Source organism: Jannaschia sp. R86511 (genome assembly GCF_042466345.1).
In the GTDB taxonomy this organism is placed as follows: Bacteria; Actinomycetota; Actinomycetes; order Actinomycetales; family JBBAYJ01; genus Aquipuribacter.
Map to the genome: position 1 here is coordinate 737,234 of NZ_JAXHCD010000001.1, position 25,826 is coordinate 763,059.

At 69.7% G+C, this 25,826-nt stretch carries 24 protein-coding genes and 1 pseudogene; 11 read left to right on the forward strand and 14 right to left on the reverse strand.

Annotated features, from left to right (window positions below):
* Positions 1-37: 37 nt before the first annotated feature.
* Both SJY06_RS03635 and SJY06_RS03640 read right to left on the reverse strand, forming a co-directional pair.
* The gene (locus SJY06_RS03635; protein WP_380164728.1) at positions 38-394 is read right to left on the reverse strand and encodes a hypothetical protein; all 357 of its coding nucleotides are present in this window, start codon (positions 392-394) and stop codon (positions 38-40) included.
* Positions 395-474: 80 nt separating this feature from the next.
* A complete protein-coding gene (locus SJY06_RS03640; protein WP_380164730.1) occupies positions 475-1,458 on the reverse strand; it encodes a DMT family transporter in 984 nt (327 codons plus the stop codon).
* 70 nt (positions 1,459-1,528) lie between these two features.
* Here SJY06_RS03640 and SJY06_RS03645 point away from each other — a divergent pair.
* The 3 genes and pseudogenes from SJY06_RS03645 to SJY06_RS03655 form a co-directional block, all read left to right on the forward strand.
* A pseudogene (locus SJY06_RS03645) lies at positions 1,529-1,708 on the forward strand (LysR family transcriptional regulator); the annotation flags it as partial.
* A gap of 25 nt (positions 1,709-1,733) precedes the next feature.
* Positions 1,734-2,405, forward strand: a complete 672-nt coding sequence (locus SJY06_RS03650; RefSeq protein ID WP_380164732.1) for a LysR family substrate-binding domain-containing protein — start codon at positions 1,734-1,736, stop codon at positions 2,403-2,405.
* Between the two features lie 169 nt (positions 2,406-2,574).
* Positions 2,575-2,955 carry a YciI family protein gene (locus tag SJY06_RS03655; protein ID WP_380164734.1) on the forward strand — a complete coding sequence of 127 codons (381 nt, stop codon included), beginning with the start codon at positions 2,575-2,577 and terminating at the stop codon, positions 2,953-2,955.
* A gap of 272 nt (positions 2,956-3,227) precedes the next feature.
* Here SJY06_RS03655 and SJY06_RS03660 read toward each other — a convergent pair whose 3' ends face one another.
* Positions 3,228-3,551, reverse strand: coding sequence for an Imm51 family immunity protein (locus tag SJY06_RS03660; RefSeq protein WP_380164736.1), 324 nt, complete (start codon positions 3,549-3,551; stop codon positions 3,228-3,230).
* 162 nt (positions 3,552-3,713) lie between these two features.
* Complete coding sequence (locus tag SJY06_RS03665) at positions 3,714-4,253, reverse strand: hypothetical protein (protein ID WP_380164738.1); 540 nt, start codon at positions 4,251-4,253, stop codon at positions 3,714-3,716.
* A gap of 296 nt (positions 4,254-4,549) precedes the next feature.
* Here SJY06_RS03665 and SJY06_RS03670 point away from each other — a divergent pair, with 296 nt between their 5' ends.
* The gene (locus SJY06_RS03670; RefSeq protein ID WP_380164740.1) at positions 4,550-5,755 is read left to right on the forward strand and encodes a HEAT repeat domain-containing protein; all 1,206 of its coding nucleotides are present in this window, start codon (positions 4,550-4,552) and stop codon (positions 5,753-5,755) included.
* Positions 5,756-6,002: 247 nt separating this feature from the next.
* On the opposite strand, the gene SJY06_RS03675 is transcribed toward SJY06_RS03670, so the two are convergent.
* The gene (locus SJY06_RS03675; protein WP_380164742.1) at positions 6,003-8,594 is read right to left on the reverse strand and encodes an MMPL family transporter; all 2,592 of its coding nucleotides are present in this window, start codon (positions 8,592-8,594) and stop codon (positions 6,003-6,005) included.
* Between the two features lie 75 nt (positions 8,595-8,669).
* Here SJY06_RS03675 and SJY06_RS03680 point away from each other — a divergent pair, with 75 nt between their 5' ends.
* The 3 genes from SJY06_RS03680 to SJY06_RS03690 all read left to right on the forward strand — a co-directional run bounded on the left by SJY06_RS03680 (position 8,670) and on the right by SJY06_RS03690 (position 11,841).
* Complete coding sequence (locus SJY06_RS03680) at positions 8,670-9,275, forward strand: TetR/AcrR family transcriptional regulator (protein WP_380163349.1); 606 nt, start codon at positions 8,670-8,672, stop codon at positions 9,273-9,275.
* 341 nt (positions 9,276-9,616) lie between these two features.
* On the forward strand, positions 9,617-10,303 hold the full coding sequence (locus tag SJY06_RS03685) for a DUF2461 domain-containing protein (protein ID WP_380164744.1): 687 nt from the start codon (positions 9,617-9,619) through the stop codon (positions 10,301-10,303).
* Positions 10,304-10,323: 20 nt separating this feature from the next.
* Positions 10,324-11,841: an MFS transporter gene (locus SJY06_RS03690; protein WP_380164746.1), complete on the forward strand. Its 1,518-nt coding sequence runs from the start codon at positions 10,324-10,326 to the stop codon at positions 11,839-11,841.
* Here the strand turns inward: SJY06_RS03690 and SJY06_RS03695 are convergent.
* Positions 11,823-12,482: a TetR/AcrR family transcriptional regulator C-terminal ligand-binding domain-containing protein gene (locus tag SJY06_RS03695; protein ID WP_380164748.1), complete on the reverse strand. Its 660-nt coding sequence runs from the start codon at positions 12,480-12,482 to the stop codon at positions 11,823-11,825. The genes SJY06_RS03690 and SJY06_RS03695 overlap by 19 nt on opposite strands.
* A gap of 70 nt (positions 12,483-12,552) precedes the next feature.
* Complete coding sequence (locus tag SJY06_RS03700; RefSeq protein WP_380164750.1) at positions 12,553-14,607, reverse strand: 2Fe-2S iron-sulfur cluster-binding protein; 2,055 nt, start codon at positions 14,605-14,607, stop codon at positions 12,553-12,555.
* A gap of 381 nt (positions 14,608-14,988) precedes the next feature.
* Here SJY06_RS03700 and SJY06_RS03705 point away from each other — a divergent pair, with 381 nt between their 5' ends.
* Positions 14,989-15,615 (forward strand): TetR/AcrR family transcriptional regulator, encoded by a 627-nt coding sequence (locus tag SJY06_RS03705; RefSeq protein ID WP_380164752.1) that lies wholly within the window; start codon positions 14,989-14,991, stop codon positions 15,613-15,615.
* Positions 15,616-15,878: 263 nt separating this feature from the next.
* Here the strand turns inward: SJY06_RS03705 and SJY06_RS03710 are convergent, their stop codons facing one another.
* Complete coding sequence (locus tag SJY06_RS03710; protein WP_380164754.1) at positions 15,879-16,295, reverse strand: hypothetical protein; 417 nt, start codon at positions 16,293-16,295, stop codon at positions 15,879-15,881.
* Positions 16,296-16,857: 562 nt separating this feature from the next.
* Entirely contained in the window at positions 16,858-17,208 is a 351-nt protein-coding gene (locus SJY06_RS03715; protein WP_380164756.1) for a hypothetical protein, read from the reverse strand.
* Between the two features lie 221 nt (positions 17,209-17,429).
* Here SJY06_RS03715 and SJY06_RS03720 point away from each other — a divergent pair, with 221 nt between their 5' ends.
* Positions 17,430-17,621, forward strand: a complete 192-nt coding sequence (locus SJY06_RS03720; RefSeq protein WP_380164758.1) for a hypothetical protein — start codon at positions 17,430-17,432, stop codon at positions 17,619-17,621.
* 77 nt (positions 17,622-17,698) lie between these two features.
* On the opposite strand, the gene SJY06_RS03725 is transcribed toward SJY06_RS03720, so the two are convergent.
* The 3 genes from SJY06_RS03725 to SJY06_RS03735 form a co-directional block, all read right to left on the reverse strand.
* Positions 17,699-18,100: a hypothetical protein gene (locus SJY06_RS03725; RefSeq protein ID WP_380164760.1), complete on the reverse strand. Its 402-nt coding sequence runs from the start codon at positions 18,098-18,100 to the stop codon at positions 17,699-17,701.
* 17 nt (positions 18,101-18,117) lie between these two features.
* The gene (locus SJY06_RS03730; protein ID WP_380164762.1) at positions 18,118-18,870 is read right to left on the reverse strand and encodes a L,D-transpeptidase; all 753 of its coding nucleotides are present in this window, start codon (positions 18,868-18,870) and stop codon (positions 18,118-18,120) included.
* 180 nt (positions 18,871-19,050) lie between these two features.
* Positions 19,051-19,857, reverse strand: a complete 807-nt coding sequence (locus SJY06_RS03735; protein WP_380164764.1) for a hypothetical protein — start codon at positions 19,855-19,857, stop codon at positions 19,051-19,053.
* A 2,180-nt stretch (positions 19,858-22,037) separates the two neighbouring features.
* Between SJY06_RS03735 and SJY06_RS03740 the strand changes: the two genes are divergently transcribed.
* Entirely contained in the window at positions 22,038-23,150 is a 1,113-nt protein-coding gene (locus SJY06_RS03740) for a hypothetical protein (protein WP_380164766.1), read from the forward strand.
* A 323-nt stretch (positions 23,151-23,473) separates the two neighbouring features.
* Here the strand turns inward: SJY06_RS03740 and SJY06_RS03745 are convergent, their stop codons facing one another.
* Both SJY06_RS03745 and SJY06_RS03750 read right to left on the reverse strand, forming a co-directional pair.
* Positions 23,474-24,457, reverse strand: coding sequence for a hypothetical protein (locus SJY06_RS03745; RefSeq protein ID WP_380164768.1), 984 nt, complete (start codon positions 24,455-24,457; stop codon positions 23,474-23,476).
* On the reverse strand, positions 24,447-24,971 hold the full coding sequence (locus tag SJY06_RS03750) for an RNA polymerase sigma factor (protein ID WP_380164770.1): 525 nt from the start codon (positions 24,969-24,971) through the stop codon (positions 24,447-24,449). The genes SJY06_RS03745 and SJY06_RS03750 overlap by 11 nt, the downstream gene beginning before the upstream one ends.
* Positions 24,972-25,181: 210 nt before the next feature.
* On the opposite strand from SJY06_RS03750, the gene SJY06_RS03755 reads away from it, so the two are divergent.
* Entirely contained in the window at positions 25,182-25,769 is a 588-nt protein-coding gene (locus SJY06_RS03755; protein ID WP_380164772.1) for a hypothetical protein, read from the forward strand.
* Positions 25,770-25,826: the final 57 nt, after the last annotated feature.

The following is a 25,826-nucleotide window of genomic DNA, read 5'->3' on the forward strand; positions in this document are numbered from 1 at the left end:
CGGGGTCCTGGGCGCCCCGACTGTAGTCACCCCGGAATCAGAAGGGGGCCTGGCGAGCAGACGTCGCCAAGAACCGGTCGTCTACCGGACGCGAGCAGCGCTGCCGCCCCCCCGGCTGCCACCTACACCGGGTAGAGGCGGCAGACCACGCCAGCTTCCGCTCGAGGATGCAGGTCGGTGCGGCCGGGGGCTGGAACTCATCGAGGTAGACGTCCAACTGGCGATGCTCACGGGTGTCGAGGTGGGTTAGGAGCCACACTCCGAGGAGGACGGTGGCGGCCAGGTCCTGCCACGCCCAGCCCGGGAGCAGTAGTCGCTCGACGGGCGGGGCGGCATCGCGGCCGAGAGCGACGAGGAACACGGTGAGGATCAGTAGGAACAGCAGTGTCGCCATGGTGGTCACCTCTGCTGGGGCGGTCGGTGGAGACGCGGATTGTGGTGGTCGCGGCGCATTGGGCGGCGCGGTGGTCAGGTTCAGTAAGACGCTTCAGCATCCCGGCGACCCCGAACGATGCGCTGAACGTGTTGCGCTTGAGATCCTCTGGTGCGGGGTGAGGTGCCGCGTAGTGCGCCGATGGTGGCGCCTGCCACCAGGACCATGCCGATCAGTTGGGGGGTGGTGAGCGACTGGGTCAGCACGAGGTACCCCGCGATCGCCGCGAGCACCGGGTTTAGGCTGAGCAGTACGGCGAAGGTAGAAGGCTTGAGGGTGCGCAACGACAGCAGCTCGAGCCCGTAGGGCAGGACAGAGGACATCAGGGCCACGGCCAGACCTACGAGTAGTACCGGCGGTTCGACCAGGGTGGTCCCGGCGCTGGCGACTCCCCGAGGTAGCGTCAACAGCGCGCCGAACGCCATGGCCAGCGCGAGCCCGTCCATCCCAGGAAAGCGACCACCGGCCCGTTTGGACAGCAACGTGTAGGCCGCCCACATGGCGCCGGCTCCGAGGGCGTAGGCGATCCCGGTCGGGTCCATGGCAACACCGCCGGGTCCGCCGCCGAGCATGGCAACGCCACCAAAGGCCAGGACCGCCCAGGCCAAACTGCCCCAACGCCTGCTGATCAGGACCGAGAGCAAGAGGGGCCCAAGAATCTCGAAGGTGACCGCCGGGCCCAGCGGGATCCGCGCGATGGCTTCGTAGAACAAGGTGTTCAGCCCGGCCAAGGCGACACCGAACGCCACGACGGTCAGCCAGTCACCGCTGCCGTAGCCGCGGACCTTGGGACGCACCAGCACCAGCAGGACAGCAGCGGCAAGGACCAAGCGGAGCGTCACGACACCCGCGGCGCCGACGTCGGAGAAGAGCTGGGCGGCAAAGGCCGACCCGAACTGCTGACTTACAGCCGCGAGGACCACCAACGCGCCTGCCGCGTACGTCAGCCTGCGCAGACCACGAGTGTGCCGGGAGCGGGCCGCCGTGGTGTCGGAGAAGGCGGCCGTGGCGGCAATATCGGTCATGGGATCGGAGGCTATGTCGGCGTCCGACTCCGGAAAAATGCAAACCGATCCACGGCTATGCTTTTTCGTCATGACCGTTGACGCGCGTCACTTGCGCGCCTTCCTGGCCATCGCGGCCGAGGAGAGCATCACCGGCGCCGCGGCCGTCCTCCGTGTCGGGCAACCGGCGATGTCACGCATGCTGCGCCAGCTCGAAGAGCACCTGGGCGTGCTCCTGGTGCACCGCACGACGCACGAGCTGTGGCTCACCCCGGCGGGGGAACAGCTACGCCTGCGTGCGGCTACCGCGGTGGCTGCGGTCGACGCCGCGCTGGACGCCGCCGCCATCCGGATGTGGCCGGTTCGGCTGGGCCACGCATGGTCGGCTCTCGGCAGCCAGAAGCTCGACGCTGCTGCGTCGCTGGGCCGAGACACACCCCGACGTGCCCCTACAGCTCAAGCGTGTCGACGATCGGCTTGCCGGGCTGGGCGAGGGCCTGGTCGACGTCGCACTGCTGCGACATCAACCCGACCTGACGGGACTGGACTCGGTCTGGGTGCGGGCGGAGGCGCGCGTCGCCGCGCTGCCCGCGACGCACCCGCTCGTCCAACAAGCCACGCTGACGCTGTCCGACCTCTCGAGCGAGACCCTCGCGCTCAACGTCGTCTCCGGTACCACCAGCCTGGATCTCTGGGCGTTACAGGACCGCCCTACCCGGACAGTGCGCACCTCCAACACCGACGACTGGCTGGCAGTCATCGCCGCCGAAGAAGCCGTCGGCATCACCACCACCGCCACCGCTGAACTGCAGCCGTTCCCCGGCGTGACCTACCGGCCCATCAGCGACGCACCACCACTGCACGTCTGGCTCGCCTGGCCGACCACGCTGGCACACCCCTTCGCGGCCGCCCTCGTGGACCTCGTCCAACAGCTCACCAACAATCACCAGTCGACGACGAACGCGTGATCAGAGCGAACTCGCTCCCTCGACACGTTCGCGCTCTCCGGTAGGCGATCGTCAGTCGGCGACTCGGTGGCCCTCAGAGGCTGACCGATAAGTTCTCCTGCCGTTGCTCGTCTGAGAGGACGAGACCGACAACCGGTGCACCCGCACACGACGACAAGGACGAGCTCTGATGCCGCAGTACCTGCTCTCGCTTCCCCACGACACCGACGAGTCGCCGACCCTGGAGACGATGGACCCGGCCGAGGCGGAGGCCGCCATGGCCGCCGCGGGGGCGTTCATCGAGGAGCTCATGGGATCGGGCGTGTTCCGCTTCGCCGGTGGTCTGCACCCGCCGGCCACGGCGGTGACCGTCGACAACACCGGGGCGCAGCTGCAGCGGACCGAGGGCCCCTTCGTCGAGGCGCCGGAGTACCTGGGCGGCTTCTGGGTGATCGAGGTCGACGACCAGGACACGGCGGTCGACTGGGCCGCCAAGGCGTCCAAGGCGCTGGAGTCCCGGGTCGAGGTCCGAGCCCTGCAGGAGGCCCCTACGGACGACACCGACGCCTGAGCACTACGCCGAGGTCCGCTGGGACGCCCGATCGGTCGCCAGCGCCACCAACGCGGTTGGCGCTGGCGGCCCGCAGTCCGGCTCACCCGCTTGACGGTCGTCTGCCGGGACGGATCGGGCGTCAGCGGGCGAAGTATTGTCCCGTGCGACCTCACCATTGCCTTCGCCGGGAGTCGGTGGTGCATCGCTCCTCGTGAACCGCCCGCGTTCGGGTGGGCTCCCGACAGCTGAGAGAGCCGGTGCGGGCCGCTGGCTGGTTGGGGTCACGACGCTCAGTCGTCGAACTCGTACCCCTGGGTCTCAGCCGTTCGCATCAGGGCGTCCATCGCCTCGGGATCGGTAAGCATGGGCTGCATGACGCCCCGCAGCTGCTCCAGGTCGGTGACCGCATCGACCGCGCAGAACATGCTGCCCTCTGAGTCCAGCTCGAGACGTGGCATCAGGCTGGGAGCAAGCAGCTGAGCCACTCCCTCCCAGAAGTAGCCATTGGGTTCGTGGCCGGCGGCTTGGATCACGCTGTCCACCTCCAGTTCACCGACGTAGAACGTCATGGAGTGGGTCGCCCCGTGGTCGTGGATGCGGATGGGTTCCGTCACTTGCCGCAGTCTTCATGTCGAGCCCAGGCCGCGGTGCCCGTCTACGGGAACTGGTCCTTCCACGGTCTCGGCGAACTTCCGCCTGCCTTGGTCACCCGAACACCAGTGCAGAACGTCGGCGCCACAGACCCGGGGCGATGTCGTCCCGCGGCGCGCCCGTACCTATTGGGGAGGTACGAAGCCGGAGGGGTCCGACCAGGGTGCTGCCGGAGGGGGTTGTTGCGGTGGGTCGGTGTCGTTGTCCGCCGTTGTATCCGGGAGCAGGGGTTCGTAGTCTCCGGCCGGTACCGGGTCGCCGATCAGGCGAGGACGCTTGCCCCGGATCGTGCGGGCCAGGCGGTAACGCTGAGCCGTCAGGGTGCTCGCCCTGGCACCGCGCTCGTGGGCGGCAACGAACACCGCGTCGGTTCGTTCTCCGTCCATCGTGATGTAGCCGTCCCACACCTGCGCAGCACGGAAGCTGGTCGTGTCCTGGCTGAGCAGCCATCGACCGAACGCCACCTGCTGCTCTAGAGGGCCATCCGCCGGCCGCTTGCCACCCCGCCCCTCGGGTCCCTCCGTTATGACGAAGGACTGGACCGGAGCGAAGACCTCGAGCAAGCTCTTGATCCCCAGCTGCATCGCGATCTGACTTAGCGAAAGCAGTTGCTCACCAGTCCCGGGTGTTGAGTCGTCGCTGCTGCCTCGGCCCATCTCCGCCACTAGGACATTGTGGCAAGAGGCAGCCGCCGCCGTCGGCGAAACGGCTCAGCGCCCGGAGCGCCATGCCCAACCAACCCGGCGCCACAATCACGGTGTAGCTGACCGAACCGCTCGAGAACCGCGAGACGGAACATGCCTCGGTCGTGCTCGATCGGCCGTGGCCGTGGCCGTGTCGACCAACGATGGACTCGTGGCCGCCCACTCGGTGGGTGAAGCCGCTGTTCCGGCACGATAACTGCCATGGCCACCTGGCAGATCGCCCAGTGTGCTTCCGGCTCGTCCGCGAGACTCGCCACGTGAAGAACGACGAACTGCTGGGGTCGCCGCCGTGGGGCTACGCCGCCGGGCGCTCGGCGGACGGCGAGCCCTACCCGTACAGCCCGCCGACACCGCTGCTGGTGAACGTCACGCCGCTGCAGTACGCCGCCCTCGAGCAGCCGACGCAGTACTGGCTGGAGCGCGGGCTCCTGACGCAGGTCCCGCTGCGCGTCGCCGAGACGATCGCCGACCCCGCCCTGGTGCCGCACCTGGTGGACCGGGCCCGCAGCGACGAGCATGAGGTGCGACGCCTGGCCCTGTTCACGATCGGCTGGACCGCACGCCACTTCGGGCACGTCTGCTCCGGCGCCCCCACGCCCTCGGGCGCCGAGAACGGCTGGCCGGAGGGTCGCCCGGACGTCGCGACCTCCGTGCGCGTGGCGCAGGGCGCTGCCCGGTCCCTCGTCGAGCTCGCCGTCGCCGAGCGCGACCCCATCTTGGGCATGACCGCTCTCGACGCGTTGCCGTACCTACCCGAGGTCGTGCGACTGGTCGGGTCGCCGTTGCCCGGACTGATGCGGAGCAAGCATGGGCTGGTTCGGCACCCGGCGTTGCGAGCCGCCCACCTCTGCCCGGTCGAGGAGGTCGAGCACGTCCTGCTCGAGTCGGCGACGCACCCGGGGCCGCACACACGGGCGGTCGCCGTCAGGCAGCTGCGGCGCTGCGTCTCACCGCAGGTGGACGACGCGCTGGTCGCTCTGCTTCTCGACTCCGACACCGAGGTGCGTGGCACGGCCCTGGCCAGCCTGGTGGACCACGACCCGGGACGGGCCATGCCGCACGTCCGTGAGGCCGCGGCCAGCTGGCCGTCGGTCGCCCGCTACTCCGCCACGTGGCTGCTCACCGAACACGGCGACGAGCAGGACGTCGCGCTGGTCGCCGAGCGTGTCAAGCGCCTGCTCGGTCGTGCTCGCGCCGTCGAGACGATCCCGAGCGAGCTCACCCACCTGCTGCCGTTCCTCGCCCGGTACCGCGAGCAGCCAGCCGCCGGCAAGGCGCTTGCCTACGTCAGCCGGCGCTGGACAACGCTCTTCGACAACGAGCAGCGGTGGGTGGCGCACACCCTGCCCGACCTGGTCCCCGAGGGTATGCCGACCCCACCGCCTCCCCGACCGCCGACCGTCCGAGCACCGCGCTGCCCCACCGATCTCGACGCAATCATGCTCACGCGGCCGACAACGTGACTTGTCGTGGCGGCAGCGCCCGGTCACGACATCGTTGCGTCAAGGCAACGCAACGGGGGGCGACTGAGCCGCTCCGGGCAGACAGATGGGGGCAACTCTGCCGTTGAGGTTCGCCACCGGCGGCGTCATCCCCAGGTAAGGATCGTCTGTGGGACGGTCGGCGCCGTGGCGGGCCTTGAGGCTACGGGCCGCTCACGGCCTCAGCAGGGGTTTCCTGCGCGACCCGTGCCTCTCACGTGCTCGGGGATCAGGTCGTGCCAGTCTTGCCGATCGTGGCGTCCTGGGCCCGGGTAGCAGCTGGCGAGGAGTGGGGTGGGGTGGCGTCGTCACTGAGGGCCTGCTGGTAGCCCTTCTCGTAGCCGGCGCGGTGTCGTTGGTCACCGTCCAGCCTGGCCGCGGTCTCGTAGCCGGTCTTGTATCCGTCGTCGTGACGCTGCTGCATCGCATCGGCGTAGCCCTCCGTGTAGCCGTCGTCCCATCGACTGCGCCCGCGCGGCGCGTTGACGCCGTTGTCGGGGGTGGCGCCGGCGACGTGTTTGCCGGGGGCCTCGATCTCTGCTGTTGGTGCGGGCGCGGTGGCGTCGGCCTCGGCCTCAGGTTGGTGAGTGCCTTCGATGGACAGTTGGGGCAGGATCCGGTCGAGCCAGCGGGGCAGCCACCAGTTGCTGCGTCCGAGCAGGTGCATGAGGGCCGGGACGACCGTGAGGCGGATGACGAGCGCGTCAAGCAGGACCGCGGCGGCGAGCCCGAGTCCGATGAGCTTGATGGTCCGTGAGTCACCGAAGATGAATGCGCCGAAGACGAACACCATGATCGAGGCGGCGGCGAGGATGACCTTGCTCACCTCGCCGTGGCCGATGCGGACTGCCTGTCGGTTGTCTCTCCGGGCTTGCCACTCCTCGACGATCCGGCTGACGAGGAAGACCTGGTAGTCCATGGACAGCCCGAACAGCAGCGCGAACAGCACGATGGGGATGAACGGCTCGATCGGTCCGCCTTCTCCGACGCCGACGATGTCGGCGAGGTAGCCCCACTGGAAGACCGCGACGATCACCCCGAACGCTGCTGCGGCCGAGACCAGGTTCATCACCGCGCCCAGGAGCGGGATCATGAGGCTTCGGAAGGCGATGACGAGCAGCAGGACGGAGGCTCCGATGACGAGGCCGAAGAAGAGCGGCAGGTCGTCGGTGATCTCCTGGGCGAAGTCGTCGAAGGTCGCGGTGGCGCCGCCGACGTGGACCTCGACGCCTTGCGTCGACGCCTCCTCCGCGTAGGGGCCCCGGATCCGGTCGATGAGCTCGGACGTCGCCTCGTCCTGGGGGCTGGACTCGGGCACGACCTGCAGCAGGACCACGGGGGAGTCTGGGGCGGGCAAGGGCCCGATGACCTGCTGCACGGACTCGTCGGCCTGGAGGTCGCTGATCAGCCCGGCCACCGAAGGCGGCATCGGCGCGCTGCCAGGACCGCCTTCTGGAGGCTGGGTCGAGGCGTCACCGTCTCCGTCGGCCGTCGTGGTGGCCCCGGAGTAGTCGGCGGTGACGATGAGGGGGCCGTTGAAACCGGGTCCGAAGCCATCGGCGAGCAGGTCGTAAGCAACCTTCGTCGTCGTCCCGTCGGGATCGTTGCCCTGGTCGGCCACACCCAGACGAAGGTCCGCGACCGGGACGGCGAGGACTCCGAGGAACAGCACGCCCGCCGCGGCGGCCAGGACCGGCCGCCGGGCGACCCCTCTGGCCCAAGCCGCGAACCCCGCAGATGCGTGCTGGTCGATGCGATGTCCCTCGGCGAGCTTCCGACGCGCCCCGCGAGACAGCGTCCTCGCCCCCAGCAGACCAAGCAGCGCAGGCAGGAGGGTCACCGCGGCGAGCATGGTCGCCAGGACCGCGATACCTGCGCCGATCGCCAGTCCGTTGAGGAAGGTGATACCCGGCACGAGCACGCCGGCCAGGGCGATGACCACGGTCACGCCCGCGAAGACGACCGCCCGTCCCGAGGTCGTCATGGCGCGCATCACCGCATCCTGGACCGTGCTGCCGCTCAGCAGCTGTCCACGGAACCGGTTGACGATGAAAAGTGCGTAGTCGATCCCGACCCCGAGCCCGAGCAGGACCCCCAGCACGGGCGCGACATCCGACACGGTCCACACGTTGCTCACCAGCGCGATGACGCCGAGCGCGAGGCCCAGGGCGGCGATCGCGGACGCGATGGGCAGCGACACCGCCACGAGGGACCCGAACGCGACGAACAGGACGACCGCGGCGAAGGCGATCCCCACGATCTCCGTGGCGCCGATCTCCGGGGCGCTCAGGCGTGCCACGCCTTGGCCGCCTATGGCCACGCTGACGTCCTCACCGACCGCCTCGTCGGCCTCGGCGACGAGGTCGGCGACCTCTTGGAGGTCTTCGCGCGGCAGCTCGGCGGCGATCCCGTCGTACTGAACGGTCGCGTAGGCGATGGTGCCGTCCTCGCTGATCTGCGTCTGAAGCTGAGCCGGCGGCAGCTGGTCGCTGCCGGGGGCCAGCGGGCCCCTCACGCCGCCGACTGTCTCGACCTCGCTGACCGCCGACAGCAGGGTCCGGATCTGCGCCGCAGTAGCGTCGTCAGCGAGGGCACCGTCCGGGACCTGCCACACGATGCGGTCGCTGTCTCCCGCGGCGTCGGGGAACTGCGACTCCAGTACGTCCAGCGCCGCCTGGGAGTCCGTGCCCTCCAGGGTGAACTCGTTGCGGTAGTCGCTGCCGACCTGCAGCGCCGCAACCTGTGCCCCCAAGATGCCCAGCACCCACACGACGATCACGAACCATGGTCGAGCGACGGCGAAGCGAGCCAGTACGGACATGCGAGACCATCCCAAGGAGAGAACCAGCGGTAGAGTCACCATGACTCACTTACTTGTCGGTCGTCAAGGAGGTAGATGATGGCCAGTCCGTCCCAGGACCACGATCAGGGCGGGACCCGCGGTCGGATCCTCGAGATCGCTCTGCGCAGGTTCACCGACCATGGCTACTCGGCCACCTCGATCCGGGACATCGCGGTGGAGCTCGGCGTGAGCAAGGCGGCCGTGTACTACCACTTCAAGGAGAAGGGGGAAATCCTCGAGAGCCTCGTCCAACCGGTGCTCAGCGGGGCCGACAGCCTGCTTTCCGCTGAACCGGAGCTGAGCACCCCCGCGGGCCGGCGCGACTTCGTGACCCAGCTGGTCGCACTCCTGTCGACGGTCGCTCCTCGAGTGGGAGTGATCAACGATCCCAGCGTGCTGGAGCATCTGTCCGAGCACGTTCAAGGATCCGGACTACCCGCCACCCTGGCTCACCGTTTCGCCGAGGGCCTGATCGCCGGTGGACAGTACAGCGATCCTTCCCATGCCCTGGTCCGGGCCGCCTGCGCCGTTGGGTGCCTGCCCACGGGAATGCGGACCTGGGTAGTGGCCCACGCACCCGTTGACACCATCGATGCCGACGGCCAACGCCTGCTCGTCGCCTGCGTGCTCGGTGCCCTGGGCGACCCCATCAGCAACTGAGCAGCCCCTACCAACCACGGGTCTATGCAGTCGACCCCTCACTGACACCGCTGCCCTCCCGGCGGTCCGCCGACGCAAACACCCGGCTATAGAAGCCCCGAGCGCGCCGCCCGGTGGGGGATCCTCAGCCGGACGGGGTGCCCGATGGCCCTCGGAGCCGAATATCGCCTCGATCGGCTGTCGCCAGGGCCAGCTGCGTCGCTGAGGGGTCGACTGTCTATCGGGGCAGAACGCCATGGCGGGGCTACTGGTAAGGGTCGGCACTGACGTGGGAAGCGTGGGGCTGAGGGCGAGTCGGCAGTTCTGTGGCTGTTGTACGAATCGTTCATTAGGGTAGGGATATGGCGGACGTCGACGGCACGCAAGGCTTCACCTCGGACACCGTGGCGTTCTTCACGGAGCTGGAGCAGCACAACGATGCGGCGTGGTTCGACGCGCACCGCGGCACCTACAAGTCGTGTGTGCAGGCGCCGCTGGCCGCGTTGCTGGAGGAGCTCACCGCACGGCTGTCCGATGCGCCGGTTCCGTTGCGCGGGTCCCGGGCGACGATGTTCCGCATCAACCGCGACGTCCGCTTCAGCAAGGACAAGCGGCCGTACAACACGACGGCGTCGGCCTTGCTGACTCCCTCGGGCACCAAGGCCGAGGACGCTGGACTGCTCTACCTGCAGATCGGTTCCGAGGGCGGGTTCATGGCGGCGGGTCTGCACTCGCCCGCCCCGGCCCGGCTCGCGCCGCTGCGCGACCGGATCGTCGAGGCGCCCGAGGACTTCGAGCAGGTGGTGGAGGACCTGGGCGCCGCCGACCTTGCCTTGGGCACCGACGCCCAACTCAAGACGATGCCGCGGGGGTACGCCGAGCACGCCGAGCACCCGCAGGCGTGGGCGCTGCGCCTGAAGACGTTCATCGTGCAGCGCCCGATCACGGCGGAGCTGCTCCTCTCGGACGACCTGGCCGAGCGGGTCGAAGAGTTCGCGCGCGATGCCGCCCCGCTCCTGATGTTCGTCGCAGGACGCGGGGACGCGTGAGGCCAGGGACGCGACAGCCCTTGGCGTCTGATGCCCGGCTCCGGGCGCTGCTGGTGGTCATGTGCACCGCACTTGGGCTGATCATCGGGTCCGGGGCCTCCCTGTCGGTGGCCCTGCCGAGCATCGCTGCGGCCCTGGGCGCCAGCCAGCTGGAGCTGTCCTACGTCGTCAACGGCTACGCCCTGGTCTTCGCGGGCCTGCTGCTGCCGATCGGGCTGGCCGCGGACCGCTACAGCCGACGGGGCTTCCTCGTCGCAGGTCTGATCGTGTTCGGGACGGCCACCCTGGCGAGCGGGTTCGCGAACGACGTGGCCGTGCTGATCGGGCTGCGGGGGCTGGCCGGGCTCGGGGCGGCTGCGGTGATGCCCGCGACCCTGTCGGTGCTGGTCGACGCCTACCCGCCCGAGCGCCGCACGTTCGCGGTGTCGGTCTGGGCGGGGGTGTCCGGGGCCGCGTCGATCCTCGGCATCGTGCTGTGCGGGGTGCTGTTGGAGCTGTTCTGGTGGGGCAGCATCCAGGTGGTCCTCGGCGGCGCCGCGCTCGTCGTGGCCGTCCCGGCACTGGTCCTCACGCCTTCCAGCCGCAACCCCGACCTGCCCTTGGACCCGTCCGGTGGCGTCCTGGCGTTTCTGGGGCTGTCCGGTGTGGTCCTCGGGGTCATCGAGGGACCGGAGCGCGGGTGGACGACACCGACGACCCTGTTCGCGCTCGGGGTGGGCCTGCTGGGCCTGGTGGCCTTCGTCGTGGTCGAGGCCCGCTCGGCGCACCCGCTGCTGGATGTGAGGCTGTTCCGTCGACCTGGGCTCGCGCTGGGGTCGTCGCTGGTGCTGCTGCAGTTCGTCGCGGCGATGGCGGTGTTCTTCCTCGTCCCGCAGTTCCTGCAGTTCGTCACCGCGCTGTCGGCGCTCGGGGCGGCCCTGAGCCTGCTGCCGCTGGCGGTGGGGATCGTCGTGGCGAGCGGACGGTCCCCGGCGGTGATGGCGCGCTTCGGTGCCGCGCGAATCGCGTCCGCCGGGATGGCGATGATGGCGGTGTCCCTGCTGGGCCTCGGTGCCGTGGGTGACGGTGCGCTGTACTGGTTGCTCCTGCTGCTGCTGCTCTTCGGTGCCGGGTTCGGCACTGCCGTCACCCCGGGCACCCAGCTCATCATCGACGGCCTGCCTGAGGACCGCCGGACCCTGTCCGCGGCGGTCAACGACGTGACCCGCGAGGTGGGCGGCGCACTCGGTGGTGCGTTGGCAGCCAGCGTTCTGCTCGCCGTCTACGGACTGTCGCTCTCGGCGCGCGAGCTGGGCGATGACGCGGCCGCTGCGGCGGGCGAGGGCGTCGCGGGCGCCCTGGCTGCCGCCGATCGGCTCGGCTCCGAAGGGGCGCAGGCGGTCCTCGCGGCGCAAGCGTCGTTCAGCGCCGGCTACAGCGCGGCTCTGTACGTCGCGGCCGGAGTCCTGGCGGTCGGAGCCGTGCTGCCCTTGATCCTGAAGCCGGAGCGGGCCGACACCCCCGACGTCCAGGCGGATCCTCAGCCCCTCCCCGGATGAAAGGGTGAGCCGGCCGTCGCGCTCTTGTCCGACCCGCCCTCGCCGGTCGTCGTCGTCTCGGGAGTCAGGTTGGGCACGACGAGGTCGACCAGCACGTCGATCGTCTCGTCGTCGGGCGCCCGTCCGTGCAGCAGGACGGCGTGAAGCATCCCCCCGAACAACAGCAGCACAGCGGCCTCGAGCCGCAGACCGCTGACCCGCGAGGAAAGGATCTCGCGCAAGGTCCGCTCACCCTCGGCCACGAACCTCTCCCTGACGGCGCGGAACTCCGCCAGTGGCTGGCTCCGCTCGGCCAGCACCGCCAGGACACGGTCCAGGCGATGCTCGACGAGCTCCGTCCTGAACGCCGTCAGCTCCGCGATCAGGTCGGCGCGCAGGTCACCGGTCGGGACGTGGTGCGTCGCGTCGTCCAGGTTGGCGAAGACCCCGCCGAGCAGGTCCACCTTGGTGGGCCAGTGGGCGTAGACGGTCACCTTCGAGCACCCGGCGACCTCGGCGACACGGGCGTGGGTCAGCTTGTCCCAGCCCTCGTCCAGCAGCACCGTCACCGCCGCACCCATCACCCGGCGCACCGTCCTGCGAACGCGCACATCGACCTCGAGGTCGACCTCGGCGTCGTCCTGGCTGGCGGCCGCATCCACGTCCGGCAACGTAGCGCGGCACGAGGCTGCTGTCGGCGACGCCCAGAGCGGCCCCAGGTGCCGCCCGATGTCAGAGGTCGATGACCACCTCGGAGGCGGCCGCGCGTGAGCAGCACGCCGTCAGACCCGTCGTCCGCTGCTCGTCGGTCAGCACGTCGTCACGGTGATCGACGTCACCATCCAGCACCCCGAGGGTGCACGTCCCACAGATGCCGTACCCGCAGGACACCGGGATGTACACGCCTCGCTCGGCCAGGACGCCGGCGATGGTCTGTCCGGGGTCGACCCGCAACCGCTCACCGGAGGAGCCGAGCACCACGTCGAACGCGCTGTCCTGCCGGTCGGAGCCGAAGTCCTCGGTGTAGACGTTCGCCTCGGGTAGTCCACGTGCTTCGGCGGCGCTGCGCACCGCGGTCATGTAGCCGAGCGGGCCGCAGGTGTAGACCGCGGACCGCTCGCTCACGGTGTCGAAAACTCCTGCGAGCCAGTCCCGGTCGGAGTGGATGAAGAGGTTGGCGCCGGCGAACTTGTGGAGCTTGTCGGCGAAGACCGGGTGGTTGCCGGCCTTGACGCTGTAGTGCACCTCGAAGGGCGCACCGAGCTGGTGCAGCCGCTGCGCGATGGCGACCATCGGCGTCACCCCGATGCCTCCGGCGCACAGGATGTACCGGTCGTGGTCCTCTCGCAGGAGATAGTTGTTACCGGGGCGAGACACCGCCACCTCATCACCGACCCGAAGCGTGGCGACCTCGAGCGACCCGCCGGTCCCGGACGGGTCGATCTTCACCCCCAGCAGCCACTTGTCCGGCTCGTCCGGTACCCCGGCCAAGGAGTAGGCGCGCACCCGCCCAGAGGGCAGCTGCACTTCCACGTGCGCGCCCGGCGCCCACGCGGGCAGGGCGCCTCCGGTCCCGGTCCGCAGCTCGATCTCCAAGACGCCGCCCGGGTGCAGCGTCCGCCGGGTCATCCCCAGTTGAAGCCACCGGTTCTCCACGTCCGGCAGCGGCGCATCCAGCAGCGACACCGACTGGCCTGTGCGGTCGAGCGGTTCGACCTGACCAAGCGGTTCGACCTGGCCGAGCGGTTCCAGATGCTCCAGCGATTGGGGCGGGGTGAGCGGGAGCTGGTGCTCCTGGGGTGCGAGGAGGTTCGGGTAGCGCGAGGCGACGGTCCTGCGCTGCTGCTGCAGTTGGGTGAGCAGTGGCGCCTTGTCGGACTCGCTCCACGGGCAGACGCTGATGCAGATTCCGCAGGTGTCGTTCTCGGCGAAGTAGGGGGTGCAGCGGTCGAAGTCGAGGTGCCACTTCTCCACGCCCCGCACCATCAGTTTGGTGTCGAAGATGGCGTTGGGTGGGCAGTTGGAGGTGCACACCTGGCACGTTGCGCAGAAGTCGTCGATGCCGATGTCGACCGGGTCGTCGAAGGCGACCGGGACGTCGGTCAGGACCACGGCGAGGCGGACGTTTGCGCCGTGCTCCGGGGTGATGAGCGAGGTGTGCTTACCCATCTGCCCCAGTCCGGCGGCCACCGCTAGGGGCACGTGCATCACCTTCGACGGCGCCCCGACGAGGTTGGTGTCCGCCTCGGCTCGCCAGCCCAGCGAGCGGATGTACTCAGCGACCTCGATGGCGGCGCGCCCCACGTCGAAGTAGCCCTCGACGATCGCGACCCCGCTGGCCTGCGAGGGGGTTGACAGCATGGGCTCGCGGGCCATGGGCGCCGCCACCACGACCGCGTGCGGGAGGTAGTCCTCGATCCCCGCGTAGACCGATTCAGCCGTGACGGCCGTGCACCCGACGGCGGTGGCACCGTGCTCCCGGGCCAGTGACTTCAGTTGCCCGGCCAACGCCCCGGGGTCGGGTACTGGGCGCTGATGGATGGCGACGGGGCCCACCGCGCGCCGGTTGTCCCGCCTCACCCGCTCCACGACCTTGATCGCCTGTTCGTCGGCGATCAGGTGGAAGGCCCGATTGAGCGCACCGTAGATGTGGCCGTGCCCGGCGTGGAAGAACTTCGCTACCCGTCGCGGCTCGGTCTCTCCGACCCCCGCCAGCGTCAGACCGGACAGCGGCGCCTCGTCGTATTGCAGGTGGATGTCGGGTGCCGGGTACCGGGCCGCGCGCATCGTGCGCAGCTTGAAGGGGTGCCGAGGCGGTCGAGGTGGCGGTGGGACGGGCCGGCCATGGCGGCGCATCTCTGCCCGGTCCAGCCGACGTGCCCCAGGGAGTCGGTCCACCGCGATCGAGCCGCCCCGACTCCGGACCCACGTGTACCGGGCGACGAGCAGCCGACGGGGGCCGAAGACCACCGCAAGAATGGCCGCGCTGGTGGCGTAGGACGTGACGGTGCGTCCGACGCGACGGGCGAGGGCCCGCCCGTACGCCGCTGCTCGCAGGCTCGTGGTCACGGGATGCCCTTCGTCCGATCGAGCCCAGGCAATCTGAGCGCTCGCTCAGTTTAGGCACGCAGATCCAGCATGTGCCAATGTTCTAGGTCACTCGTTTGAGTGAGCGTCCACTCAGAGGGAGACGTCGTGGAGCGACAAGCCAGGCGCGAGCGGATCCTCGACGTGGCTCTGCAGTCCTTCGCGCAGCACGGCATCGCCGCAACCAGCACCCGGCAGATCGCGGAGGCGGCGAGCGTCTCCGTGGGGGCAGTCTTCTACCACTTCGAGACCAAGGAGGACCTGCTCGAGGCGGTGATCGCACGGGCCTCCGTCGCCGCTGACCTACGCAGGATCGTCGGGCAGGAGGACCGTCCCGTGCGTGACCGGCTCCTGAGCGCTGCGACGGAGTTCCTCGCCACGCTCCGGACGCGACGGGACCTGCTGTCCGTGGTCGTTCAGGCGGCTCTTGTCGACGTCCGTCACCGGGACCAGCTGGCCACGACCCTGCGATCCGAGACAGATATCCTCGCCGGGATGCTCGACCGGAGCCCCGGTGCGACAGCCTCCACCAGGGCCTCCCGTGCGCTGGTCACCTCGCTGCTGAGCGGCCTGGTCACCACCGCCCTGCTCCACCCTGCCCCCGACGCAGACGATGACGAGGTCCTGAGCCTGTCGATCGACACGTTGCTGGCAGGTGCCGCCCAACTGGCCAAGGGACGGGCGGATTGCTCCCAGACTGAGCGCTGACCGTGCCCACATGGTTGCTCCGCAACGGCAGCCCAGGGGACCCGTCCCGCGCTCTACGGCCCCCTTCTGCCGCGGTGTCCAGCCGGCAGACGATCACCAGGTAGGGATCCTCCATCGGCGCGACCTCGCCTAAGGCCGTGCCGAGAGCCCCGAAAGCACCCGCGGGACGCAGCAAGCCCCTGTCCCGGCTGCCGATCGTCATCCGGTTTCACCCGCGAGCGAATCTCAACGGAGCAGTGTCCCAGCGTCTGCTGCCAAGTGGCTCAGGAACTGCCGCTCGCTTCGCCTCGAGGCACGGACCTGGTCCACATCGCGGCGTTGCGGGACATGACGTCGGGATAGCCGTAGTCGGCTGGGGAGAGCTCGCGACCGCTACCGCCCGGATCACTGACCCGAACGAGCCGATGGGGCCACTCCAGGGTGGCTTCGAGAACGAGGCACGCCTCGGCCGCAACCTGCAGGGCGGCGGTGGCTTCGTCTGGTTCCAGGCGCACCTCCGGCGCCTTGGTCCTCATCCGCGCTTCCAAGCTGGTGCCCAGCTGCTCGAGCGTGAAGACCACAAGGCCGTCGCCCTTGAGACGGGGGACGTTCCACCGGTCGGCCGCCGGGTTGCCGATGTGGGCCGGCTTCTTCGCAGGCCACCATTCGAAGCCGTCCAGCAGGTCGGTCTCTCGGCGCACGCGACGGGCGTGAAGCGGCAGTGTTCTTCCGTCCCACCTCAACAAGTATTTCCGCCCATCTCCGCCTCGCCCGAGCCCGCCCGCGGACGCCAGGAGGTCACCCGTTTCGGTGTTCTCGACGTAGGCCCTCGATCAGATAGATGTCCTCGCCGAACAGTGCGGATACCGCTTCGGCGGAGGTGTCGTCGTGAAACTCGAACACGCTGTGCTCCCTGGTTACATGCCGCGGCTCCGCGCGGTAGACCCCAACCTTGGTCCGTCTTCAGGGGGTCCAACGGAGGCGAAGACTGACGCTGCGACAGTAGACGCTGTGACGTTGGGAGACCTTGAGAGGGGTATCCGGCCTCAAACCGACCCGGGTACAACTCCGCCGGTGAGGATCGAGCCGGCACCGGTGTGCAGGCGTCCGAACAGTCTGCCCCGCGAACAGGCCAGACGACCCGTCTCTTGCAGTTGGGAGTCCAACGGGACGACACGGCTGCCGGTGACGGGGCCGGGCCGCGAGACCACTGCGGTAGCGCATGGCTACCCCGTCCCGCAGGGGATCGACCAACGGGAATGGTCAGACGAGGTCTCGGCCGCGGAGGTCGACGTCGACGGTGCTCCACTCGCCGACGAACTCGAGCAACCGGTCCCACTCGGCTAGAGCCGGCTGGTAGTCGGCCCACCAGCTGGCGAAGCCGTCGGACGACATGACTGCTTCCTGGGACTCGCGGCTCGCCCAGCGCTGGATCGCGACGACTGAGGTGCCGTCGAGGCTCAGCTCCAGACCGAGCGTGACGTCGTCCGACAAACGCTGGTACGCGGGTACGACCGTCTGCTGCACCAGCGCCACGACGTCCTCAGGGTGCACGCCGGGACGCAGCTGCCATCGCTTGTGGAGCACCAGCGGTCGAGGTTCGACGTCACCCATGCCGCTGATCGTCTCCCACCGCGTGAGACGGGACCACGTCACCGACCTCGGCGTCCTCCGTCCCGCGGCGCATCACCGCGTGACGATCGTCGACCGAGGGCGTCACCAAGGTGGTGAGCGTCATCTCCGCCGCCACCGATAGGTTCGAAGACCCCGGCCGGCGGGGTCAGTGGCGCGATGCCTTCCGGTGCTGCTGAGACCCAACACGAAGGAGGACGTCGATGCGCTGGTACGAGAACGTCCTCTGGATCGCCGGCCTCGTCCTGGTTGTCAACGGGCTGCTGCAGTGGTTCGGGTGGCTGCGGGCCGAGCGTGACCCAGACCTCATCAAGCGCACCCGGCGGATCGCGGCGACACTGGTCGGCCTGGGCTTCGTGGTGCTCGTGGTGCACGCAGTCCTGGTGTGGGGCTGACCCGCCGCACCTATAGGCCGGGTCCGCAACGGCTCGCCCGGGGAAGGTGATTGCCGGGTTCTTAGGCCGCGCGCGTGTCAGGGCGTGCGTGTCGTCCGACCGAGGGCGGCCCAGCCCAGCAGGGTGACGCCGGCGAGCAGGCAGGCTCCGCTGAACAGCCACCGAGGCAGCCCGAGGACGGCGCCCTCGGACGCGTCGCCGGTGATCTGCACGGCCACCCCGACGCCGATCACGAGCAGCCCCAGGAGAACGCGGGCGGTGCGCTGGACCTTAGGCGGCGGTCGGTCGAGGACGCCGCCGCGCTCGACGCGCTGGCCGAGGTGTCGGATGGCCAGCACCACGACCAGGCAGAGAGCGCCGACGCCGGTCAGCGACCACCCGGCCGGGTCGCCGGTCAGCAGTAGGTACGTGCCGATGCACAGGGCGGCGGCGCCGAGAAACAGCCCCGTGACGAAGCGGTGCGTAGAGAGCACGCTCACCCCTTGAGTTGTGGCCGTCAGCTGATGGTGATGGGGGTGCCGAGCGGGAGGAGCTCGGCGAGGTAGGTGATGTCGTCGTCGGAGAGTCGGATGCAGCCGGCGCTGACGGCGCGGCCGACGCTGGTGGCGTCGTCGGTGCCGTGCAGGCCGATCTGGCCGGGCCCACCGCCGAAGCTGTCGAGGACCTCGGAGAACCCCGACAGCCCGTAGGCGTAGGGGCCGTACCCGGCGTTGGTGGGTTCGAGGAGCTCGGTCAGGTAGAACAGCCCGAGCGGGGTGGGGGTGTCCCCAGTCCCGCTGGCGGCGGGCATCGTCCGGAGGACCTCGTCGTCCTGGTAGAGGGTGAGCTCGTTGTCGGCGACGGACATCGGCAGCCGGTAGGGCACGCGGGCGATGCTGACGTCCTGGGCGCGGACGAAGCCGGTGCTGCCGTTGGGTCGCACCGGCACCATGACCTCGTACCAACCCCGGCCGGGATCGTCAGCGAGGAGGAACGTCAGCGGCGCCCCGGTGTCGCGGGGATTGTCGAGCTCATGCGCCACGTCCCCGCCGGGGGCGTCGTGGACCTGGACGGTGTCGGTGGTCGCGGTGAGGACATACCCGTCGTCGGGATCAAGCACCTCTCGCCCGGCAGGCTCAGGCACGACCGTGGACTCGCCCGCTGCGTTGCTGCTCACCGCGGGTGCCGAGTCGGTCGAGGTGGCTGGGCCGGCGCTGGTGGCTGCGTCGGAGCCGCAACCCGCCACGGCCAGCCCGATGACAGCTGCCATCGCCACTCCAGCGACCCGCAACCACACCCGAGGGCGGGGCAGCCTGTGACTGCCCCGCCCTCGAGTTGTCGATCCACCGTTGCTGCTCAAGGCGCGGGTGTCAGTGCTCGTGCGGGGGTGGTGGATGGTGCTCAGCCTGTGAAGGACGCGCGGCCCGAGACCGGCGTGGCGACCGGCGCGCTACCAGCCCCGCTGCCCGACCCAGAAACCCGAACCCGAACCGGTGCCGCCGTTGCCGGTCCCGCCGCCGGTGCTGCTGTCGTCGTCGTTGCACTCCAGGGCGATCTGGGCCAACAGGTCGAGCAGACGGTTGATGTCGATCTCCTCGAGGTCACCGATGATCGCGTCGACGTCGGCCTCGAACGCCACGTCGAGGGCCTCGAGCTCGGCCTCCACCGCAGCGATCTGCTCCTGCACGGCCACGACGGCGGCGTCGGCCTCCTCGACCGCGGCCTCCGCCACGGGGATGGCGTCCTCGGCGATGACCAGGGCGGCCTCCACGTCGGCCAGGGCCGTCTCGGCCTCCTCCAGCGCGGCCTGCGCCGCGGCGATCTCGTCAGAATCGCCGCCGTCCTCCGCGGCGGCCAGCGCGGCCTCGGCGTCGGTGACGGCCGTCGTGGCCTCCTCGACGGCGACCTCGGCCAGGTCACGGACGCCCTGGATCAGGAGCAGGGCCTCGGCGGCGTCCTCGGCGTCGCTGACGGCGTCCTGCTCCTGCGCGTCCAGGGTGTCGAGCTCATCCAGCAGGGCCTCCGACGCTTCCTCGTAGGCCGCGAACAGCGCGTCGAGGGCGTCCTCGTCGAAGTCCGGGTCGATGTCGACGTCCCCGAACTCCTCCTCCAGGGTGTCGACCAGCGACACGCACTCCGCGGACAGGGCCGGGGCGGCGCTGACCGGCGCGGCGCCGAGCAGGAACACCCCGGTCACGCTGAGAGTCGTGGCCGCGACGGCGGCGACGAAAGGGGTGAGCGAGCGGCGAGAAGCCATGATCCGTCCTTGGGTTGAGACACCACGAAGGAACCGATCCCCGGTGCCCCCCGAGCCCACCGAAGGCGGGCCACAGAGCGATGTCTATCAGGCGATACGCCCGCAAGGCGAGGAAACGGCCCGGTCCAGACAGACCGCCGGAACAAGCCCCCGCCAGTCGAACTGGGGTCTGTCGTCCTAGTCGAGGGCGCGGCCAGCTCGGGCGCGGCGACCCAGCCGTTCGGCGCCGCGGCGCCCCCAGCTCCGCAGCTGCGACAAGACCACGGTCCCCACGCCCACACCGACAACCAAGAGCCACGAAACCTCGTCGTGAGACCGCGGAGCCGCGTCGGTACCCCGCTGCCACCCCGTCCGCTGCCAGACGTAAGCCACGACGACAGCCACCACGAACACGAGCAGAACACCCCACCACTTCCGCATGCGGCCGACGCTACGGGGCCACCGTGGTCATCGTCAGCGCCACGACCTGTCGGCGAGTCCCGTTCAACGGACCCCCACCGACACAGCTGGCCCTCGGGGCGGGTCGCCGACGTCGGAACGGGGCGTTGGGGGCCTCTGGAGCGTTGCTCCGGCTGGGGATCGCCATGCGAGACGGGCCCGGGCGTCGCCAGTGCTGGTGGCCTCGGTCAGGATTCCGTAGGTTGCGATCGTGCTCGCTCATCCTTACCGCAGCGCGCTGATCCTCTTCGTGCTCGGTGTGGCGATGGCGGTCGCGTTCTCCCGGACGCCGTTGTCGCCCATCACCGACTGGGTGTGGCTTGCTGGCGTCGTGGCGGCTGGCGCCGTTCTGCGGCACGCGACGAAGCCGTCCGGGAGGAGTTCTCGGACGCCCACTTGGAGTGATGCGGAGGATCCCTACACGAGGGACTGAACCATCCCTAGCGCGGGTGACTACGGGCGGCCGGACCGGGAACTCGACGACTGATGGCCAGCCGGGACAGCGTGCCAATCGAGGAGGTTCGGCTTGCCGAGGGCCTTCCTCAGCCAGCACGTCACCGGGGTGGCGGCTGGGCGAACCTGCTGTGGACCGTCGGTCTCACGGCTGAGTTACTACGGTGGAGCCGGTTAACTGCCGTGCTCCACCTCAACAGCATCGGAGATTGAATGCCTCGTCGACAAGTACTGGGTTGTATCGGGTTCGGTGCCGTTCTCGTAGCAATGGGGGTCTGGACTCTGATATTCCGCGATTTAGACGAGTCGGGTTGGCGGGGTATACCATTTAGAATCGCCGCACCGTTCAGTATTGCTATGGGACTGTTCTTCTGGAGTTTGCCGCTGTTCCGCAAGAAGCCGCTGTAGCTCTGAGGTCGGATGGGTGATCTGACTGTTGCTGCACCGTCGCGCATCGGTCGAGCGCCAGGCTACGTGCGGACGACCTCGTCACCCAATGGCTCCGCCCCTGGAGAGCCAGCCGTGGCGCACGGCGGGCACCTTCGCCCACCTGCTTCATGCCGCTGATTTCCTGACGAGTCAGCTCAACCTGCCTCTGAGGCCCGCGATCGTCCCAGTAGCCGACCCCTCACCGACGCAGCCGGCCTTCGCGGACGGTGATCGAGGCCAAATCCGGCGCCGAGGGCCGCTCGGCGCCTTGTCCGGTTGTCGATCCGCTACCGACCACAGGTAGTCGTCTACCCCATCAGCGGGGCCTGCGCACGATCGCCGTGACCGCTGACGCCAGCCCCACCACGATGCTGATCGGACCCAGGATGTCGATGGGGATACCCCGTCGGGATACATCTCCCGGCTCAGCGGTGAGGAGCATTGCTGCTCCTAGCGCAATCGCTACCAAGCCGAGTCCGAGCCAGAACGCGAATTGGCCCGTTGCAAAGGGCTTAACTGTCACAGCAAGACCCTACGTGAGCAGCACCCGAGCCGGCAGAGACGACGCGACGACTGAGCGATGTCCTCACTCTCCGGCCAGGGGCGCTTGGCGTCCCAGCAGCCGACCCCTCATCGATACAGCCGGGCCTCGCGGCGGTCGATCGAGGCCACATCCGGGCGCCCAGGGCCATCGAGCGCCCCGGCCCCGGCTGACGATCGGCAGCTGGTCCGCCCAGCCACGCATCTGCGACGCTGTGGCTCCCTTACCGGCTCTGTTCGTTCGCGTGACGTAGCGTGCGCCGACGGCGTGAGGGGGTTGGTCCGTGAGTCGGTGGTGGTGGGGGCTGATAGCCCTTGGGATGATGTTGCTCGCCGTCGTGATCGTGCGGCCTGGGACCCAGGCGTCTGAGGAGGCCTTCCGTCCCGTCCCTTCGCCTGCGACGGATGAGACAACGGCCACGCCCGATAACGTGCGCGGTCCGGGCGACCTCGACTCGCAGCTGACCATTTCTGACGTGGCCATGAGCCCGCTCGGTGTTGGTCCCTTGGTCCTGGGCCAGCAACAGAACGATCTAGCCGCGGCCGGGTGGTCTTTCCGATACGGCTCCGGCGCTTGTCTGCGCGTGGCGCCGGCGACCGTGGGCGAGGTCGCGCTTAGCGGGTGGGTCGTCGATGGTCGGCTGGTGTCGGCGCAGGTGGAGATGACGACCCTGCTGGGGCGGACATCACCGACCGCGACGGGCTTTACCTTCGGTCGGCCGATCGAGGAGGCCGAGGGCTTCGCTCGCGAGACATTGTCGGTCGGCGCACCCGCCGACGTCGGTGCGGGTGCTGAGGCGCTGAACGTCGGCATCGGCACGCGAGTCGAGGACGGCGCCGACATTGTCATCTCGGACCTGGGGACGTACGGCGTCCGCTTCGCCGAGGTCCGACGGTCCGACGCCCCCGACTGCGAGGCGGACGCGGCCGCGCTCGGGCAGGCCGAAACGCCAACGGCTCAGGCGGTCTCCTTTGACTTCGTGGGCGGACTGGAGCGGGATCAGGTAGGACCATCCCTGCAGCTAGTGGGAACTGAGAGCGACGTGCTGCAGGCGCCGGCGTCGCCCTGGGCCCCGGCCGCGGCAGCGCTGTCCTCGACGGGCTGCGAACGGTTGGAGAACACAACACCGACCGGGACAACAGAGCTGTTCCTGCAGGACGGGGTAGTCGTGGCCCAGCGCTACTCCGCATCCCGCGACGTGTGGCCGACTGGGCCGGCGATCTGGGCGCCCGAGGCCGGGACCTTGGTCTACCGGTCCCGGCAGGAGTTCGGGCGAGGTGGCGGTCCCCAGCCGGGGAGCACCGAACCACTGAGCGTCACGGGGGTCTACACCTACACCGCGTACCTCGTGCTGCCGCTGGACACTGCCGCAGTCTCCACGCAGCCGTTCCTACTCGAGGAAACGAGCGGTGAGGTGTGCAGCGGGCCCTAACCCAACGGTGACGCCAGCTTCACGCTGCCCGGTCCTCGACCTGGCCGTCCGACTAGGGGCCCCTCACTGACACAGCTGACCTGCAGCGCGGGCTTCCGACGCGGAAATGGGCGCCGAGGGCTCCTGGTCGCTCTGTCCGGCTGAGGATCCCCTGTGGGTCGAGGCCGGTCCCGCGCGACCTGCTCCTCAGCCGCCATCCGTCGCCGGCAGTCGGTCGGCTGCTGGGACGGTCGCGAGCCCGCCCTGTGGCTGTCGGTTGCTGCGATGTTCAGCTTTGCTTGACGGATGCTGAGCAGGGGTGACGGACGCGTGCTCATCGGCGCCTATGGCCTGGACGACGCCGCATCGCTGACGGGAACGGTTGCGATCAGGTCTGCCTCCACCTGTGCCGCCAGGGCGTGCCAGTCCTCTGCGAGGGCGACCTCCAGCATCTGCGCCACCTCGACGTCGCCGATGGCAACTAGCTCCACGACGGGCACGTCCGCCGCGCCAGGACGGGTCGGATCGGCCAACAGGGCGGGGTCGTCGCCGACCAGCTCGACGACGAGATCGACGCCGGCAACGTCGACGATCTCTCCGTCGCCCGTCACCTCAGTCGCCACCGGGGCCGAGCGCCACCGTGCGACGCCGTCCACGACACCTGCTGCGCACAGGTCGCTCCGATCGCCGTCGCAGATGCCGCGCGCCGGACTGGTCCCCAGCCAGGTGACTCGTAGCGAGACGCTACCCGCTTCCTCGGCCGGAACGACGTCGTACAACGGCCCGCACGGCGCCTGAGTGAGGAACGTCGTCGAGCGCTGCACCGACCAGTCGTTGGGCTGCAGGCCGACGTCAGCGACTGCGGCGCCGAGCCGGCCCACGAGGGGCGCCACGACGTCGGTCGGCACCACCGCGGGACGACCGTCGGGCAGGTCGACGCGCTCCTCCCCGGCCTCGTCGAAGGGACGGGGGCACAGGCCGGGTCGTTCACCTAACGCGTCGAAGGTCGCTGGCCCCCGGTATCCCTCGGTCTTGAGGAGCGGCCCGGGGTTCGCGACCTGCGGCGACGGTGCAGCGTCCAGACCCGTCCCGCCGAGCTGGACGGTCACCGCTACGACCGCCGCCGCGGCCACAGCCGCCGCACCAGCCAAGCCGGCACGCACCGTCCTACGACGGCGGATTCCCGCGTCGACGACGGCATCGAGGTCTGGGTCCCACGACGGCAAGGTGGTGCGGTCAGCGGCACGGTGCAGCAGCGAGACGACGGCGGCCTCCTCGGGCGCGCCGATCGAGGCGGTGGTGTCCTCGTGGTGACGGTCAGCGGGCATCGGAGGCCTCCTCGACGTGGCGGGGGCCGAGCAGCCCCCGAAGGGTGTGGAGCGCGTCGTGGCACTGGCGTTTAACCGTGCCCTCGCCGACGCTGAGGGTGCGGGCGACCTCGGCGACCGGCAGGTCGTCGACGTACCGAAGGACAACCACAGCGCGCTGCTTGGGCGAGAGGCCGGCCAGCGCGGCGGCGAGGTCCAACCGGTCCTCGGGCGAGCCAACGGCACGGGCTGCGCTGTCTGCCGCGGCCGGCTCCAGCGTGCCCCAGCGAGCTTGCCGCTTCGCCTCCCGTACCGCCTCGCGCACGACGATCCGCCGCACGTAGGCCGTCCGGTCCTCGGCGCGCCGGACGAGGTGCCACGCCGAGTACGCTTTCTCCAGTCCTGCCTGCACGGCGTCCTCCGCCGACGCCCAGCGTCCGGTCACCCCGTAGGCGAGCCGCAGCAACCGCGGCTGCTCTGCGCGCACAAGTTCACGGAAGCCGTCGTCGACGACGGGTCGTCGGTTCTCGGTCACGGGACTCCCCTCGCTGGTGCGCCGCTCGCGCCCCTCTGCCTGCAAGAGGCGAGGAGGTGCGGCTTCGGTTGTGTCGACGGTGAGATTGGCACCGTTGGGCGGAGGTCCGCGCCACCGAGGATTAGGGGCAACCGCCGTGCGGGCGCCCACCCGTCGCCATTGGAGGATCGCTCGGCGGGACGGCTCAGATGCCTGTTCTATGTTGCATGGGTGGTTCCATCGACGTGGCACCTGCCGGCGCCGACCCAGGGGACGTCGACCTGGCAGCAGCTCGCCGATCTGACCGCCACGGGGCGGTACCTGCTCCACGGATCGCGGCACACAGGACTGGTAAACCTCGAGCCCCGCGCCCCCGTCGACTTCGGCCCAGATGCGTTCTCCAAGGAGACCGCCGTCTTCGCCACCGAAGACCCCACCTGGGCCATCGCCTACGGCATCCGCTCAGCCGCCTGCCGCCGACTCCTGAGCGCCTGCTTCTACCCCGGCCTGCAGCCCGGACCGGCCTCGCAGCGGCGCATCTTCCTGTCCTACTCGGCCACCGACGACGGCCACCCGCCGACCCAGCCGGGCGTCTTGTACGTCCTGCCCCGGGAGCACTTCGCGCGGATGCCAAGCCACACGGACCCCGTCCTCGGACCCATCACCGAGTGCCAGTGGATCAGGCGCACCGCAATCCCCGTTCTCCGGGAGGTCCGGGTGGAGCCGCACGACCTATCGATGGACCCGCACCTGCACGACTTCGACACCGTGACCGCCCGTTCGGCCCAGGCGCCCGGCGGGTACCCGTGGCTCGCGTGAGACCACTCACGCCCTTCGTGCCGTAACGGGATCGTCTGCTGGGCACGCTGGCGAAGG

Bases quoted from the DNA above. Each gene is read 5' to 3' on its own strand.
- SJY06_RS03675 (WP_380164742.1), bottom strand. From the start codon at position 8,594: ATGTCCGTACTGGCTCGCTTCGCCGTCGCTCGACCATGGTTCGTGATC.
- SJY06_RS03730 (WP_380164762.1), bottom strand. From the start codon at position 18,870: ATGGCAGCTGTCATCGGGCTGGCCGTGGCGGGTTGCGGCTCCGACGCA.
- SJY06_RS03740 (WP_380164766.1), top strand. From the start codon at position 22,038: ATGATGTTGCTCGCCGTCGTGATCGTGCGGCCTGGGACCCAGGCGTCT.
- SJY06_RS03680 (WP_380163349.1), top strand. From the start codon at position 8,670: ATGATGGCCAGTCCGTCCCAGGACCACGATCAGGGCGGGACCCGCGGT.
- SJY06_RS03745 (WP_380164768.1), bottom strand. From the start codon at position 24,457: ATGCCCGCTGACCGTCACCACGAGGACACCACCGCCTCGATCGGCGCG.
- SJY06_RS03715 (WP_380164756.1), bottom strand. From the start codon at position 17,208: ATGGGTGACGTCGAACCTCGACCGCTGGTGCTCCACAAGCGATGGCAG.
- SJY06_RS03735 (WP_380164764.1), bottom strand. From the start codon at position 19,857: ATGGCTTCTCGCCGCTCGCTCACCCCTTTCGTCGCCGCCGTCGCGGCC.
- SJY06_RS03640 (WP_380164730.1), bottom strand. From the start codon at position 1,458: ATGACCGATATTGCCGCCACGGCCGCCTTCTCCGACACCACGGCGGCC.
- SJY06_RS03720 (WP_380164758.1), top strand. From the start codon at position 17,430: ATGCGCTGGTACGAGAACGTCCTCTGGATCGCCGGCCTCGTCCTGGTT.
- SJY06_RS03700 (WP_380164750.1), bottom strand. From the start codon at position 14,607: ATGCGCGCGGCCCGGTACCCGGCACCCGACATCCACCTGCAATACGAC.
- SJY06_RS03655 (WP_380164734.1), top strand. From the start codon at position 2,575: ATGCCGCAGTACCTGCTCTCGCTTCCCCACGACACCGACGAGTCGCCG.
- SJY06_RS03685 (WP_380164744.1), top strand. From the start codon at position 9,617: ATGGCGGACGTCGACGGCACGCAAGGCTTCACCTCGGACACCGTGGCG.
- SJY06_RS03635 (WP_380164728.1), bottom strand. From the start codon at position 394: ATGGCGACACTGCTGTTCCTACTGATCCTCACCGTGTTCCTCGTCGCT.